Source organism: Spirillospora sp. NPDC048819, assembly GCF_040650055.1.
Lineage (GTDB): Bacteria > Actinomycetota > Actinomycetes > Streptosporangiales > Streptosporangiaceae > Spirillospora.
Genome location: NZ_JBEZGN010000074.1, coordinates 1 through 15,128 on the forward strand (window position 1 = coordinate 1; position 15,128 = coordinate 15,128).

General features: G+C 61.0%; 19 protein-coding genes. 13 read left to right on the plus strand and 6 right to left on the minus strand.

The window, feature by feature from the left end:
- Positions 1-255: 255 nt before the first annotated feature.
- Complete coding sequence (locus AB0C35_RS45125) at positions 256-477, plus strand: hypothetical protein (protein WP_358470554.1); 222 nt, start codon at positions 256-258, stop codon at positions 475-477.
- Complete coding sequence (locus tag AB0C35_RS45130) at positions 470-1,063, plus strand: DUF2637 domain-containing protein (protein WP_358470557.1); 594 nt, start codon at positions 470-472, stop codon at positions 1,061-1,063. Before AB0C35_RS45125 ends, AB0C35_RS45130 begins: the two co-directional genes overlap by 8 nt.
- Positions 1,064-1,299: 236 nt before the next feature.
- On the opposite strand, the gene AB0C35_RS45135 is transcribed toward AB0C35_RS45130, so the two are convergent.
- From AB0C35_RS45135 to AB0C35_RS45145, 3 genes are all read right to left on the minus strand, one after another.
- Positions 1,300-1,821: a PIN domain-containing protein gene (locus AB0C35_RS45135; protein ID WP_358470560.1), complete on the minus strand. Its 522-nt coding sequence runs from the start codon at positions 1,819-1,821 to the stop codon at positions 1,300-1,302.
- Positions 1,814-2,632, minus strand: coding sequence for a hypothetical protein (locus tag AB0C35_RS45140; RefSeq protein ID WP_358470563.1), 819 nt, complete (start codon positions 2,630-2,632; stop codon positions 1,814-1,816). Before AB0C35_RS45140 ends, AB0C35_RS45135 begins: the two co-directional genes overlap by 8 nt.
- A 98-nt stretch (positions 2,633-2,730) precedes the next feature.
- Positions 2,731-3,516: a DUF5919 domain-containing protein gene (locus tag AB0C35_RS45145; protein ID WP_358470566.1), complete on the minus strand. Its 786-nt coding sequence runs from the start codon at positions 3,514-3,516 to the stop codon at positions 2,731-2,733.
- Positions 3,517-3,687: 171 nt separating this feature from the next.
- Between AB0C35_RS45145 and AB0C35_RS45150 the strand changes: the two genes are divergently transcribed.
- From AB0C35_RS45150 to AB0C35_RS45165, 4 genes are all read left to right on the plus strand, one after another.
- Positions 3,688-3,963, plus strand: a complete 276-nt coding sequence (locus tag AB0C35_RS45150) for a hypothetical protein (protein ID WP_358470569.1) — start codon at positions 3,688-3,690, stop codon at positions 3,961-3,963.
- A gap of 89 nt (positions 3,964-4,052) precedes the next feature.
- Positions 4,053-4,400: a hypothetical protein gene (locus tag AB0C35_RS45155; protein ID WP_358470571.1), complete on the plus strand. Its 348-nt coding sequence runs from the start codon at positions 4,053-4,055 to the stop codon at positions 4,398-4,400.
- Positions 4,401-4,407: 7 nt separating this feature from the next.
- Positions 4,408-4,863, plus strand: a complete 456-nt coding sequence (locus AB0C35_RS45160; protein WP_358470574.1) for a winged helix-turn-helix domain-containing protein — start codon at positions 4,408-4,410, stop codon at positions 4,861-4,863.
- Between the two features lie 49 nt (positions 4,864-4,912).
- Positions 4,913-5,482: an HD domain-containing protein gene (locus AB0C35_RS45165; protein WP_358470577.1), complete on the plus strand. Its 570-nt coding sequence runs from the start codon at positions 4,913-4,915 to the stop codon at positions 5,480-5,482.
- Between the two features lie 86 nt (positions 5,483-5,568).
- Here AB0C35_RS45165 and AB0C35_RS45170 read toward each other — a convergent pair whose 3' ends face one another.
- The 3 genes from AB0C35_RS45170 to AB0C35_RS45180 all read right to left on the minus strand — a co-directional run bounded on the left by AB0C35_RS45170 (position 5,569) and on the right by AB0C35_RS45180 (position 10,443).
- Positions 5,569-8,832 (minus strand): NACHT domain-containing protein, encoded by a 3,264-nt coding sequence (locus AB0C35_RS45170; protein WP_358470580.1) that lies wholly within the window; start codon positions 8,830-8,832, stop codon positions 5,569-5,571.
- A gap of 386 nt (positions 8,833-9,218) precedes the next feature.
- Positions 9,219-9,695, minus strand: a complete 477-nt coding sequence (locus AB0C35_RS45175) for an NUDIX domain-containing protein (protein WP_358470583.1) — start codon at positions 9,693-9,695, stop codon at positions 9,219-9,221.
- A 4-nt stretch (positions 9,696-9,699) separates the two neighbouring features.
- Entirely contained in the window at positions 9,700-10,443 is a 744-nt protein-coding gene (locus AB0C35_RS45180; RefSeq protein ID WP_358470586.1) for an XRE family transcriptional regulator, read from the minus strand.
- Between the two features lie 178 nt (positions 10,444-10,621).
- Between AB0C35_RS45180 and AB0C35_RS45185 the strand changes: the two genes are divergently transcribed.
- The 7 genes from AB0C35_RS45185 to AB0C35_RS45215 all read left to right on the plus strand — a co-directional run bounded on the left by AB0C35_RS45185 (position 10,622) and on the right by AB0C35_RS45215 (position 14,962).
- Entirely contained in the window at positions 10,622-10,831 is a 210-nt protein-coding gene (locus AB0C35_RS45185; protein WP_358470589.1) for a hypothetical protein, read from the plus strand.
- Between the two features lie 11 nt (positions 10,832-10,842).
- Entirely contained in the window at positions 10,843-10,983 is a 141-nt protein-coding gene (locus AB0C35_RS45190) for a hypothetical protein (RefSeq protein WP_358470592.1), read from the plus strand.
- 10 nt (positions 10,984-10,993) lie between these two features.
- Positions 10,994-11,182: a hypothetical protein gene (locus AB0C35_RS45195; protein ID WP_358470595.1), complete on the plus strand. Its 189-nt coding sequence runs from the start codon at positions 10,994-10,996 to the stop codon at positions 11,180-11,182.
- A 29-nt stretch (positions 11,183-11,211) separates the two neighbouring features.
- Positions 11,212-11,556: a hypothetical protein gene (locus AB0C35_RS45200; protein ID WP_358470598.1), complete on the plus strand. Its 345-nt coding sequence runs from the start codon at positions 11,212-11,214 to the stop codon at positions 11,554-11,556.
- Complete coding sequence (locus tag AB0C35_RS45205) at positions 11,553-13,343, plus strand: FtsK/SpoIIIE domain-containing protein (RefSeq protein WP_358470601.1); 1,791 nt, start codon at positions 11,553-11,555, stop codon at positions 13,341-13,343. Before AB0C35_RS45200 ends, AB0C35_RS45205 begins: the two co-directional genes overlap by 4 nt.
- A 163-nt stretch (positions 13,344-13,506) precedes the next feature.
- The gene (locus AB0C35_RS45210; RefSeq protein WP_353832870.1) at positions 13,507-13,695 is read left to right on the plus strand and encodes an excisionase family DNA-binding protein; all 189 of its coding nucleotides are present in this window, start codon (positions 13,507-13,509) and stop codon (positions 13,693-13,695) included.
- A 121-nt stretch (positions 13,696-13,816) separates the two neighbouring features.
- The gene (locus tag AB0C35_RS45215) at positions 13,817-14,962 is read left to right on the plus strand and encodes a tyrosine-type recombinase/integrase (RefSeq protein WP_358470604.1); all 1,146 of its coding nucleotides are present in this window, start codon (positions 13,817-13,819) and stop codon (positions 14,960-14,962) included.
- Positions 14,963-15,128: the final 166 nt, after the last annotated feature.

Sequence of the window (15,128 nt, forward strand, 5' to 3'; positions counted from 1 at the left end):
CCCAAACCCGAAGTCCCATGAAGCCCTCCCCGCCGAGGACACCCGCCCCGACGAAAAGCCACAAAACCCACCCCCGCGTTAAACCCGCATTAGCCGCGTTGCCTCTGAGCGGATCGGGCCAAGTCGGGGGACGTCGCCGAAAGAGCCTCTCACCAGCAGAAACGTCCGGAGGAGTCGCGGTGAGTCGGAGTGGATCGAGCCTCGTTGGCTCCCCGCTCTGGCTCCCGTGGCTCCCCCGGCAGAGAGGAGGCGAACATGTCCCTAGTGATCACGGAAGACACGATGACCGCCGTCCTGGACGGCGAGGTCATCGCCACCGGCACCCGCACTGACTCCGGATGGCACGTCACCACATGGCCGCGCCCGCTCGACCGCAACGCCGCAATCACGGCCCTGTCTCTCGCCGAACGCGTCATCACCCACGGCGAGGACGACCCGTGCGTGAGGGCGTGGCGAAAGGAGTTGGCCCGTGGTTGACCGGCTCACCCGGATCACGACGGCGCTGGCCGTCGTGGCGGTCGCCGTAGTGGCCGCGATCATCTCGTATCGTCACGCGTTCGAACTCGTCCACTCCCACGGCGAGTCCGGCACGACGGCGCGCCTCGTCCCGTTCACGGTGGACGGCCTCATCTGGGCAGCGTCCATGGTCATCCTGGACGCGAGCCGCCGCAAGCAACCCGCGCCCGCTCTGGCCAAGTGGAGCCTCGCCGTAGGCATCGTGGCGACGGTAGGCGCCAACGTGGCACACGGCGCCTCTCACGGCGTCATAGGCGCCATCGTCAGCGCCTGGCCCGCGCTCGCCCTGGTGGGGTCGTTCGAACTACTGATGACCCTCACCCGTAGCGCGGCGCGCTCTGACCTCGTCCAGGACGAGCCGTCCACCGAATCGGCACCACCCGCACCACGGCGCACCAAAGTGGAGCGGACGCCGGAACAGGCAGTCTTGGACGAGTACAGGGCGAGCTTGAACGGTCCGGGACGTCCGCTGTCTCAGCGCTACCTCGCCGAGAAACACGGCATCGACCGCCGCAGGGTCAAACGAATCATTTCCCCAGTGGCGTAGATCGACGCAATGTGGCTGCGAGAGCCCTGTCCAAGTCGTTGGACAGGGCTCTCACCTCGGTTCGCGCTCACAAATATGGGCCTCACGACCCGGCCGTGCTTTTCAAAAAGGAATCGAATCGTCGATTATTCCAACACTACAAGAGTTGAAGACCGGAAAGATTTCCCAAGCCTGCATCAACATCAAGAGCAACCTCTCAAGAGATCTCCGCCTCAAAACCCATCTCTCCAAGACGCTTAAAACGAGTCAAATAGAGTCGGGTCCCAGACATCTTTCGGACGCTCTACTTTCATTTTATCTATAGCATGCCCGAATGGAAATCCTCCATCTTGCGACATGAAATAGTCACATTTGGCACGGCATGCAGCCGCTAAATGCAAAGCATCCGCCGCACCAAATGGCCGTTTCCCTTCATCGTGAAGGTGTCCGTACTGGTCACGAAGCCTTGCCGCCTCGCGAGCGGTGAAGCGATCAATATCGACCCAAAGTACGCTTGGCGACGTGAACCAAGAGCGAAGCATTTCTTCGACATTGTTCGATCTCTGTCGACGCTCCTCGGTCTTTCCATTACATAATACTTCAGCTTCGATCAGCGGGGATGCCGCCAACAAAATATGACCCGAATGCCAAGCTTCGAAGAGCCTCTTTGCGGAGTTCCAACGCGGTTCACCCGTCCCTGCCTGTGGATCCTCATTACGAGTAATCAGATCCAGATATACACAAGAATCAATGTAGATTAGAGGACCCCTATCAGGCACGCCGAGCCTCCCTGATGTAGTCGTCTACCGCCTGACCACCAAGCCAATCATCATCCGCGCCGAGCACATCATTAACACTCGCTCTACGCAGATCATCCTCAGGCAGAAGCTCCAAGTTATCAATTTTTATTCGGACAGCCTGCCCTCGCTCATTGCGCAAAATGCGACCAGAGGCCAAAACCCGGCGGCGCCAGAATTTATCATGTGCTTCATCGGCCATATCGGCCGAAATCTCCCCCGTAACCGCACGCTTCCTAAGCGGATCATAAAGTCCGACTCTGAGGCCATGCCGACCGAGACGCCTCGCATTCATCGAATCGAGCCATCCAGAGACCGAACCCAATGTTTCATGCGTTCCCACCACGGCACGGCGCGCATTTTGCCGTACTGGATCAGAGACAGGGACGAGTTCCCCCGTATCTCCGTTCACAGTTGCCAGAGACAAGTTGTCTATCCCATGCCCCGGCTCGCTTATATCGAGGAGACGCTCAACAGTTCTTTCGCTGTAGTAGTCAGGGACTACAGGCTCCTCTTTCAGGGATTCTACTCCTGAAACCAATGCATCCACCGACGCAAGCATCGACTGAGCAGGACGTTTAGACGTCCCCGTCGCTGTAACACGAACCACCAAATCGTATTTCTGATAACCTAGACGCGCTACCACCCATTTAGGCCGACTTGCGCGCACAATGTAAGCTCTATCGATATCAGTAAGTGCTAGACGAAGCTGATCTAGAGTAGTAGTGAGACGTCTTAGTTCAATATGGCCGTCAGTCGGCCGTATGCGAACCTCCAACGCGGTCGTCTTCATGCTTCCACGGTAGCCGGGGCCTCCTGGGAAGGCCACGATGTCTGCGTCACCCATGGCGCGCCTCTGCTCTCCGAGCTCTTACCTAAGTCATCCCCACGTCATGACCCGGTGTTGCGTGCCTGGCCAGGATCGGCCGGTCTTGGCCTGCAGCTCAGATCGCAAGCCTGGCTGCCGGCCCAAACCCGTTCGAAGCTCTCCAGGTACGTGCTCGCCACGTCGCCGTCCTCGGCCCTCCGTAGGTGCAGGACGGGAGCATGGGACGCGGCGATGCCGTAGGCGTGCGGGTTGATCAGGAGATCGTCATCGGCGCGGTAGATCGAGTTGTAGAGGACGGTGTCATGCAGCCGGATCTCAGCCCCGTCCACGTCCCGTAGTGCCCGGTAGTGGACGAGGGCGTTGCGGATCTTCGCTGCCATGGACTCGCCCACGCCCTCATCACTGCCCCGCTCCGCAACGCACGTCCCTTCCGGGTCGCCGAGGAGGATTCGCACGCAGACGCCGTCACGTGCCCTGTCGGCAAGGGCGCGCATGATGCCGGTGTCCTCGGCGAGGAACAGTCCCGCGTAGGCCAGGATGCCGATCTGTTCCCGCGCGCTCTGGAAGAGCTGGTGCCACACCGGACGAGGGACGGCCCACCGGTGCGGATAGGTCGCAAGGATGTCGATCCCCGATGGCTCTACCTGGACGTTGGCCACCGTGAGTTGCGGCCACAAGTCCGCCTCGTCCCGTCCGACCAGTGAGGCGATCCTCGTCCGGTTGCGCGGGTAGGGCACGCGTCCGGCGACCCACCGGTGGACGGTCTTGGGATCCACACCCAATCGGGCCGCAACGCCGGCTTCGGTCAGGCGCGCGTCGGCAAGGGCACGTCGCAACAAGTCGTTCACCGGACCTCCCGCAGATGCAAGTGAGAACGACGCACGAACGACGCTAACAGAAGACGTCCCAAGACGTCCCTAGATGCCGATGGAGAGGTCCCAACCAGGACGGAAGGCTCAACACACCGGCGAACACACCCGCTTCGCCCCGACAGACCACACGCAAGCCAAGGAGCCACCATGCCCAGCGAATGGCCCCAGAAGGCCACGACCCCACCCCACAGCGACACGCACGCGGCGGACGAGGCGCTCGCCGACCTCCGCCGGGACTTCACCGGTCACCGGATCTGGCGCGCGGTCAAGTGGGACGGACGTCTCGGCGACTGGGTGGCCAGCTTGCACGACCCATCCGCCGGTGTGGACCCCACGGTGATCCGATCGAGCCCCGCCGCACTGCGCGAGGCGCTCGTCAACGAAGCCGCGCGCGCCGAAGTCGCGCGCGCCGGGACCTGGTGATGGCCCGGGAGGAGGCCCGGCAGCCATCACCGGGTGGGGCCGCGAAGGGGAGCACGGCCCCACAGGGTGGGGCGGAGGCAGCGCGATCGGTGCGTATTCCCCCGAATGCACCGCCCGCGCTCCCTCTGCCCACCTACAGCGGCCCATGGCGAGGACGCTGGCACCTCACCCGCCTCGCCCACGTCCTACGCCGAGACGGCTGGACCACCCAACTCCGCACCACCGGACACCACCCCCTACTACGCGTCTACGCCAAAGCCGCCCCGACCATCGGCGAAAGCGTCGCCGTCGCATGGGGCAACGGCGCATGGTGGTACCAGTCCAGCACCGGCCTATGGCTCACGCCCTGCAACCACGTCCGCGTCACCGCGGACAAGCTGAACATCCTGCTCACACCGTGGGTCTCAGCGGCATTCGACGCGCTCAGGGACGAGTAACCCGGACATGACCCGCCGCACGGCATGGGGCACCTACACACGCATCACCGACGCCCTACGCCACCGCATCACAGCCGGCACCTACGCCCCCGGCACCCGCCTACCGGGCGAGGCCGCCCTCTGCGCCGAGTTCGGCGTCGCCCGCAACACCGTGCGGCGGGCCCTGTCCACCCTGCAAACCGACGGACTCATCACCGTCCGCCCCGGCGTAGGCCGCTTCGTCCAGGACGAGGCCACCCAACCCCGCACCCGCTCCGAACACATCACCGCGAACCTGCGCCACCAGATCGAGGACGGACGTTTCCAACCAGGCGACACCCTACCCAGCGAGGCCCAACTCTCCCGCCGCTACGGCGTATCCCGCTCCACAGCCCGCACGGCCCTCAAGACCCTCGAAACCGCCGGACTGGTCACCTGCGTCCACGGCAAAGGACGCTACGTCCGCCAAGACGTCCCCAGATGAGCCACACACGCCCGTGGACGTCCACACGCGCCCCCGTAGCGTCGAACCCATGAACAAGAACACCGCAGCATGGGCACGCGATCTCGCACGCAAGCACCTGGAGAGCCCACTCCCCCGCCGCTGGGCACACACCCAAGGCGTCGCCCGCCAAGCCCGCACACTCGCCCCCATACTCGGCAACCAAGCCGACCTACTCGAAGCCGCTGCATGGCTCCACGACATCGGCTACACCCCCGACCTCGTCAACACCGGTTTCCACCCACTAGACGGCGCGCGCCACCTCCGCGACACCCACCAAGCCGACACTCACCTATGCCGCCTCGTTGCCCACCACTCCTGTGCCCTGATCGAAGCTCGCAAGCGTGACTTGGCGACCGAACTTGTAATTGAGTTTCTCTCTGAACCACCAGACCTGCATGAGCACCTCACCTACTGCGACATGACGACCAGCCCAATCGGGGAGCACCTGTCGGTTTACGATCGACTTACGGAGATCCTCGCCCGCTACGGAACCGGGCATGTGGTCTCTGACGCTATAACTGAGGCTTCGGTTCATCTGATCGGCGCAGCGACCAGAATCCGCCAGGATCTCGAAGCCTCCGCTACAATCCGCTCATAATTTTGATTACTACTGCACCAATTTTTGTCGATTCATCAGCAATTCCAATCTGGTTGCGTGCCAGACGAGCGAAAGTCCGTTTGTGGCTACTCCACCGACACAACGATCGTTTCGTTCACTGAAACTTCGCCACCAACTTTTTGCTCTAGATATATAAGCCCCGCTGCAATTTCAATGAACTGATCAGATATAGCCTGCCATCCATAATCATTAGCTTCGCCGGCCAAACAAAGCAAAGCAACACGCACACCTGAGGCAGTAGCGCTATCAAATGCGGCTTCTCTGCGGAATATGGGCAACGCGATGCTCGGAAGATTCTCGGACACCCTTTGCGCCCAGTCCCTTGAGGGCATGCGCCCCGACTCGGATCTGAGTAGTCTCTCGAACTTCTCACAATTGTCGGTTAGGGCACCGGCCAGCCTGTCGGGCTCCACGGCGGGAAAACGTCGATCAGGCGCCAGGATATCGAGGGCTTGTTCGGCAAAATTGGCTGCGAATTCACCCGCGTCATCATCATGATGCGCAACCGTGCCATAAAGCGCGCTCGAAAGCACCGAACCAATGGCGCTCTTTGCGAGCTCAAGCCGCTGCTCAAGGCTATCGGTCAACACAAGATAGGGTGAACGGCGACTACTTCTTGCCCAGAGCAGCCCCCGCTCCTTTTCAACTACAAGCTCAAAGGCGGATTCCATGGCAACTGTTCTTATGTCCTCGACAGCAGTGACCTCCAAGTACATGCCTTTACTCTGATCCAAGGCCAGAGACATCATCACAGGGTCGCCGTGGGCCATTCCGCCCCCATATCTCAGATCTCTGAGCGTAGAAAGGCTCTCATCGAGAGTGGTGTCATAGTTGAATGCGACCAGCCGATAGAGTGGCCACAGCGCCGAAAGATGACTCACATTAGAAAAATCTACATTCCGAATCTGCGCCAAGTCCAAAATGCCATCGACTTCGGGAGCAATGTGGCCACCATATTCTCTCGAAATGAGCGGATTCAGCAAAGCTGTCGTTCCATTTTCTGGAGCGTCGATTGCCACGGTATCTATTACCTCAACAGCTAGATTCAGGATCTGAATCCTCGCTCGCAAGCGAACAAGCATGCATGCCGACAAAAGTGCTGATGAAGATTTGATATCCCGACTCAGGAAATCGCGAAAAGCGCTTGGTGTGATATGTACTCCAGTTGCTCCATTTGCCGACCAAAGCTCTAGCGCCCCCTCCCCATCAGCAATCCAAATATTCCGCTCACCGTTCCCCAGAGCACGCAACGAAGCGCGAACCGCACTCTCTTCGAGTTCCTCTCGACGTGGCAGGGAGCAGACTAGTTCCCCTTCCATTATTTCATTCATCCAGTCCACGAACGCTGTGGCGTCCGTTCCTCGCACGCCAAGAATCGGTTCATCGCCAAAGTAATGGCTTCCCGAATTCGGGGCATCAGGGACATGGTTCCCATCGGAATCTTGCAGAAATATCTGATATATGCCTTGAGTTATGGGCTTAGGGCATACTTTACGACCTGTTGAAGCTGACACCTTGGACTTCAAGTGCTGTGTTAGTACCACCCTGATAACGAGGCGCCGACGTTCCGCATCAATTCCTGATTGTATGGCTTCGAGGACAAGATCATTGACGCTATTGCGCATTCTGATCGATACTTCACTACCCTCTTCTACGCAGTCCAGTGCGAGCGATAGAGCTTCCACCGTCCCGGCCGCTAGGCAAGCTTCAACGATGGGCGTAGCGTCAGACTGGGCCGCAAAAAGAAGAGTTGTCTCTCGCCACCATGAATTACCGATGAATCGAATAAGAACAGACATTTGATTATGCCTGTTGTCGCGAATGTAGCCAGCAGCAAGATACTCTTGGAAGGTCAGATGTGAGAACGCGTATACTCCGTTCTCCTGCTCAACCAGAAGGCCCGAAGATTCAACGGAAGCGAGATATTCGACATCTGTTACTTCTTGTGTGACTGACGGAAGTCTCCTGCCGATGATGTCTAGTAGCTCTTGTCGTGGGAGAGCAACAACGCGCTGCTGCATCATATGGAATGCGATATCTTTAAGCACTATCTCTTTCTTATTTCCCCTAAGCATCGCTGGAATATTCAGTGCATCATGGCGTCGCCACAACATTACTTCGATAATGTCCTTGTACAGTTCAAACCGACTTCCCGGCAAAGCGCCGAGGGTTTTATGGACGTTTACGATCATTGTGAGAAGGAGGGGGTTAACAGTAAGATCGTAAAGAGCCTGCATATTATGTAGACGGTTTAATAGGTCCTCGGCGGCCGTATCGGCGGCCGACTCAATCTCCTGCGCATTATCCTCAGAATAGTCGAGCCTGGATTCTGCTCGATACCAGGCTTTGACGAACCAGGCGATCTGGTTGTCTGTGAGCCTCCGCACCTGCATTACTGAGGCTCCGTGTATAGGTGCCGTTCTATATCCGATGGGCCTTGAGGTTATTACAAAGTCATTCAGCGGATACTGCGTTGTTTGGTGCTCGATCCAGGACGATACTTTACGACGATCCTCCTCGCGTGGAACTTCGTCCAAGCCATCGAAGAAAACAACACAATTGCCGGTAGCGAGTTGTTTCTCAAACCACCCCTGCGCTTCGAGTGCCCTCAGTCGACGGCCAAGACTCTGCGAGACGACCTCACGCAGAGTATGCTCCGGTAGATAGGGAAGAATGGCAGCGTGATCACGCAAGTAGACGATGATAGGAATCTTACGCTTGCGGCGTCGGCCGGTGAGAATTTGCTTGGCCGTATGGCGGATTAGTGTGGTCTTCCCGCTTCCCGGCCCACCTGTTACGACCAAGATCGACGGCGGATTCTTGTCCAGAAAGTCCATTAGAGTTTTGCGCTCAGCCGCCTCAGAAGAAGAATTAGTCAGGAAACTGCTTGATACTTGATGAGGAGCACGTGAAGCAAGCTTCAAATTTACATATATTTCATCCATTTCCAACGGCTTTTCTGCGATCCGCGGCAACCCTTTTTGGTCAATATATCTGGTACTAACCAGAATGTATTGGTTATAGTCGCGGCCAAATTTTGAGGCCCATCTATCTATTGACTCTCCTATCAGGTCCGTAGTCTTCTTGAGATATTTTGCCCTGAGGGTCGAGACAACATCACTGCCAAACTTGACAAGAGCAAGCAGCAGCCAATAGGCGATAATTAGAATAATGGCCACGAGGGGATGCTCTTGTGCAAATTTGCGCCATTCTACTACTGCCGCCGCCGGCACCCCGGTTGCGGCCAGCAACCATCCTGTCTTAGGAAGGAGGGCCGTCTTACTCGGGGGCTTCTTCTCTGACTGATCTTTGTCTTCCGTGCCGGACACCCACAGCCTCCACTTCACCGATTCATTGATATGAAATATCAGTATGCACCCGACCTACGCCTTAGACATCCGACAATCAACCTAAATGGCCAGATGTGGCAGGTTGTCAAGGTTGGTGACATAACCGCCGCTAGCTGTGATAGTCGCCATCTTGTAACGGGTGACCTTCATGACGGGCGGTCAGTTCGACGACACGGATCTTGGGTGTCCTCGTACCACGGGAAGACGGGGCGGTGGGGATTAACCACCTCGTCAATGTGCATGTTCGGCCTCAGGCAAACTCCGACGCAGTGCGTGGCTGCGCCCGATATGGACGGAGATTGTCACCCGGAGTGGGCAGGGTGGAACCTGGGGGGAATCGTGGGCAGTAGTTAGGCCCAGCAGCTTTAGATTACAATGGGGGCCTCATGGGCCTCTAGATAATGCTTGATGCGGAGGTGCATGGATGAGTCCATCTGGAGACTTGACGTATCCCTTGGCACCATCCATTGGACTTCACGGGACTCGGCACTGCGCGTAGGACTGCCGCTGATGAAACGAGCGGCGAGGACAACGCTGAACTCTTGCCGGACTTCATTATTGCTGGTGTAGTGGATGACGTGTCTCGGGTCGCTGTATATGCCTACTATACCGGTGATCTCTACGTCTATGCCGGTTTCTTCTTTGGTTTCGCGTATGGCGGCTTGGGTTACGGATTCGCCTAGGTCTATTGCTCCGCCTGGTAGGGCCCAGTTGTCGTTGTCTGTGCGGCGGATCATGAGGATCTCGCCCTTGTCATTTTCTACGACGACGTTGACGGACGGGATGAGGCTGTTGGCCTTTGGAGCGTTCGGATCGTCGTAGTAGTCGATTCTGCGGCCCATGATGTCAGTCCCCCGGTATGGGTGTTGCGGCTTCCCAGACGCGTTCGAAGCTTTCTAGGTAGGTGTTGACCAGGTCTCCGCCGGCTATGCGGCGTAGGTGCCACACGGGGGCGTGTGGGGCTGTGACGCCGTAGACGTGGGTGTTGACGAGGAGCTGGTCGTCTGCGCGGTAGATGGAGTTGTAGAGGACCGTGTGGTGGAAGCGGAACTCCACGCCGTCCTGTTTGCGCAGGTTCTTGTAAAGGACGAGGGCGTTACGGATCTTGGCGGCCTGGGCTTCGCCTACGCCCTCGTCTTCGCCTCGTTCGGCTACCTGGGGGCTGTCTGGGTCGCCTAGGAGGATACGGACGCGGACACCTGCCTCTGCTTTCTCGGCGAAGGTGCGTTGGATGCCGGAGTCTTCGGAAAGGAAGAGCCCCGAGTAGACCAGGACGCCGATCTCTTCCTTGGCTGCGGCGAAGAGACGTCCCCATGCGTCCCTTGGGACGGATGTCCGGTGCGGGTAGATCGTCACTAGTTCGCTGCTGGACGCTGCGGTGACTTGCTCGTTGGAGAGCGCGTCCGGCCAGAGGAACGTCTCGTCTACGCCCAACCGTGAAGCTACTGCGTAGCGGTGCCGTCGGTAGGGGGTGCGGTCTTTGGTGATCCAGCGTTCTACCGTTTTGGGGTCCACGTCGATCGACTCGGCGAGTGTGGCGATAGTCAAGCCGCGCTCTAGTAGAGCGGCGCGTAGGCGTTCGTTCGGCATGCACCCGTCCGGGTTCCGGGACGTCCTGGGACGCGATCAACCCTAGAAGGACGTCTTGAACACGTCCAGTCATGTAGTGATCTCGTCCCCCAGGTCAGGCGCATTCTCTTTCTCGTAAGCCACCGACCGCCCGAAACCGCCCCCGCCGGATCCGGGCTTACGAGAGGAGTGATCGCACATGATCCTCGTCCTGGCATCGATCATCGCCGTCTTCCTCGCCGGTTCCACCTGCGGCATCTTCGCCATGCTCGTCATCGGCATCCACGCCGAAGAGCGCCGGGCCGCGCGCGGCCGTACCGAGCCGTCCCGCTGCGGCACCGCTTCCCGGCGTCTGCTCTCCACCAGCACGTGTGACGAGGCTCCGCGCCGTGTTCCGGCGGGGCGGTGAGGATGCAGCGCATGCCTCGCATCATCACCGGCCACGCGTGCACCTGCGGCGCGCGCATCGAGCCCGGTAACCGGCGGTGCCGCAAGTGCCGCGCCCGCGCCCGATGGCTCCGGCGGGGGCGCGGCTCCCGGTTCCCCGACCTGTGGCTATGAGGAGGCGACCGTGAACGTCTCGATTCCCCTGGTCGTGATCCTCGGCATGGCGGTGTGGGTCGCGTGGCGCTACATGGGGCTTCGTGGCTGGCACATCGCGGTGTGTCTGCTGTTTGGGTTCTTCCTCTCCGCAACCAGTGCCGCGCCGGAGATTCGCCGGCTGGTGTCCGTCCTCGTCCAGTCGCTTTCCCAGCACTGAAGTCCCCGACCGAAGGGAGGGATGCCCTGGTGCCTGATACGCCGCCGCACGTCAAGGTCAACGTTCAGGAGGTCCGTACGCGCAACCTCGCCGCGCGTGAGATCGTCTCGAATCTGTCCGCCGCGATGCCGTCCATAGAGGACTTGTGGCTTCGCCTCTACGCCGCCCTCACCGACGTCCCCGCGCTCGTCTCCGAGATCGCCCGGCTTGCGTCCGTTCTGGCCAAGGTACGGCGAGACCGCGCGAACCTGGTCGCCGCTGGGCGCGCCACCCTCAAAGCCGAACGCGACGCCGAACCGGATCCGCTCTACTACCTGCGCGACGAGCTACGCGCGCAAGGCCACCTTCCCCCGGACACCTGGGGGCGTTCATGAGCCGGACACGTCAGATGCGGCGGCATGCCCGCAAGATGCGCCGCAATGGGCTTCAGCCTATGGTGATCATCGACCGTGACGACCAGTTCCCGGACGTGGCCGCTGTGCTCGTCGCGCGCGCCCTGTGGCGGTACCGCTCCGAATTGGCACCGGTCTACTTGGCGACCGCACTCGCCCTGTCGGCTGCGGTCTTGCACCTCAGACACCCGGAATGGTGGCCGTGGCTGTTGAGCGTCGCGACGGGAGTCGCGTGGGCGCTGGCCATGTTCGGGGAACGGGTCGGGCTCACGCTCAAGATTGAGCGGTTGTATGCCGCCGCCGTCGCCATGGGCGCCGGTGGGTGGCTGACTGCTGCTACCGCGCTGGGCGTCACGTTCCGTCCGCTTCCTCCGTTGCTCGCCAGCGGTGGGGTGCTGCTCGCCGTGCCGTGGTGGGTGCACCGGCGACGGCGCGCCAAAGTGCGCGTCGATCGGCAGATAGCCGCGTGGCCGGAGATCGCGCAATCGGTCGGCCTCGCCGGATCCCGCGCGCAATCCGCGGTAGTGGACGTGTGGGGATGGCGCGCACGCTTCGCCCTGGCGCGCGGCCAGACGATCCAAGACGTCATCGGGAAGGTTCCCGCGATCGAGTCGGCTCTCGGGACGTTCCGGGGCGCTGTACGCGTCCTCCCGACACGCGACGACAAGGCCAACCGGTTCGAACTACGGGTCTTGGATACCGACCCGCACGCCGATGCGATCCCGTGGCCCGGAGCGTCCGTCTCGTCCATTACCGAACCGATCGACCTCGGCCCGTTCGAAGACGCCACCGGCGCGCGTGTTCTGCTGCTGCGACGTCATGGGCTCTTCGGTGGCGTGGCCGGTTCGGGGAAGAGCGGCGGCATCAATGTCCTGATGGGCAATCTCAGCGCATGCCGAGATGTGGTCATCTGGGCCATCGACCTCAAACGGGGGATGGAGTTGCAGCCGTGGGCGTCCTGTATCGATCGGCTCGCCACGACACCGGAGCAAGCCCGCGCCATGCTGCGCGACGCCGTAACGATCCTTGAGGCGCGCGCCGAGTGGCTCACGGCCAACGGTCGGCGTGTGTGGGATCCGACCCAGGAGTTCCCCACGCTCGTCATCGTGGTGGACGAGTACGCCGAACTGGCCGACGACGCTCCCGAAGCCGCCGGCGACACGGACTCGATCGCGCGGCGTGGGCGCGCCGTCGCCGTGACGCTCATCGCGGCCACACAGCGGCCCACGCAGAAGGCCATGGGCAAGGGCGCCGTCCGGTCACAGATGGACGTCCGCGTCAGCTTCCGCGTCCGGGAGCGCAAGGACGTCGACCTCATCCTTGGGCAAGGAATGCTCAGCGCCGGATGGCACGCCCACACCCTCAACGCACCCGGCAAGTTCCTACTCTCCGCACCCGAACACGACACACCACGACGAGGCCGCGCCTACCTGCTCACCGATGCCATCGTGGCGGAAACGGCCCAGCGACACGCAACCGCCCGCCCCGGACTAGACGAGGTCTCTCAGCGCGCCCTGGACGAGGCGCCCATGACGCTCATCTCCGAACCGTCCGCCCCCGTAACGCCGTCGAGTGAAGACCGCACAGAGACCGTGCTGAGAGAAGCTCTGGACGGAGCGCCGGACGAGGGGCTCCCGATCGCTCACCTTCTGATGATCACACAACTGAGCCGGCCGACCCTCTACCGGCGCCTCGCCGAGCTGGTGAAGTCCGGCCGCGCCGTCCAGGTCGGACGAGGCCGCTACAAGGCATCCGATCACGTTCAGTAGTCGTCTCAGCGTGTCGTCTCACGTGCGCGTCTGCACGTATAGGTGGCTGAGACGTCCATGAGACGAGACGAGAGACGAGCACCCACCGTAGCCAAGGAGATGATCAGCAACCTGCATCACGCGTACCCCGGGATGACGCCCGGGTGAGAGGAGGTGGTGTCCCCTGCAGGCGTACACCGTCGAGCAAGTGGCCGAGATCCTCAGCATCGGACGGGACAAGGTCTACTTCCTGATCCGCACCGGCCAACTCCGCAGCATCAAGATCGGCAAACTGCGCCGCATCACTGACCGGCACCTCGCCGAGTTCGTCACCTCCCTGGAAGAGCCCTCCCTCGAAGAGGCCAAGCGCTGATACCCGCGCGGGAGGTCCGTCCGGACACCTCGTCCGCGAACGGACCTCCCAATCTAGGGACGTCTTGGGACGTCTTGAGTTATGGTCGGTGGTGACCTCGATCGATACGAGGAGGGATCCGTTGGCAAAGATCCTGGTCGGCACGTACGAAGGGTCGATCTACGAGGAGGGCGACGGGTACACCGGCGCCATCTCACTCGGGTTCGGCCCGGACGGCAAGCGCAAGCGACTCAAGAGGAAGGGAAGGACGAAGGCACAGGTCAAAGACAAGCTCATCAAGGCCGTTGAGGACCTGAAGAAGGGCGTCAAGGAAGAGCGAAACCACACGGTAGAGAAGGCCGTGAACGCCCTGCTCGTCCACCTCGCCAAGCAGGGCAAGAGCGAGGCGACCATGGACACCTATCGCGGCCTCGCCGATCACCACATCATCGGCAAACTCGGCAACGTCAAGCTCGTAGACCTCACGGCCGACGACGTCGAGGGGTGGCTGGACGAGTGCGCCGAGAACATGACCACGCAGACACTCAAGATCGTCCATGGTCTACTTCGGCGTTCGATCCGGCTCGCGGAGCGGCGCGACAAGGTGGGGCGGAACGTGGCCCTACTGGTCGACACACCACAGGGGAAGCGGCCCACAAGGCGATCACGGTCCCTCTCACTCAAACAGGCGACTGAGCTTCTCAGCACCGCGCAGGACCCACAGCACCGACTCGGCGCGTACGTCATCCTCGCGATCGTCTCGGGACTGCGCACGGAGGAACTCCGCGCGCTCACCTGGGCGGACGTGGATCTCAAAGAGAAGGTCGTCTACGTCCTCCGCTCCGATCGGGAGGGGGGCGACACGAAGACCAAGAGGAGTCGCCGAGGTATCGCCGTGGCGGATATGGCCGTTGACGCTCTCACGGCGCTTCGCAAGCGGCAAGCCGCCGAGAAGCTCCAGGCGGGCGACGTGTGGCAGGGTCACAATCTCGTCTTCTGCAAGGAGGACGGGACGCCCTACACGAGTGACGACGTCCTACGCCGCTTCCAGAGCATCACCAAAGCCGCCGGACTCGGCGAGTCTTGGGTGCCGCGCGAACTCCGGCACACGTTCGTCTCCATCATGAGTGACCAGGGCGTTGCCCTGGAGAAGATCAGTGACCTTGTCGGACACTCCGACACCCGCACCACCCAAACCGTCTACCGTCACGAACTCCGCCCCATCGTCACCACCGGCGCCGAGAAGATGAACGTCATCTTCAAGAACCAGAAGACCAGGTCAGCCTAGACATTGGCTCCCGGATCGGCTCCCCCGACGAGTCCCAACCCGCTGAGCAGGCAGGACACGCCGCCACGGCGAAACCCGCATTAGCCACGCCACTGGGCAGGTGGACGCCGGCCGCCGAAAGCGACCTGTCGGCACCTCAGCTGCGGCGCAGCCCGCTCACAGTCGG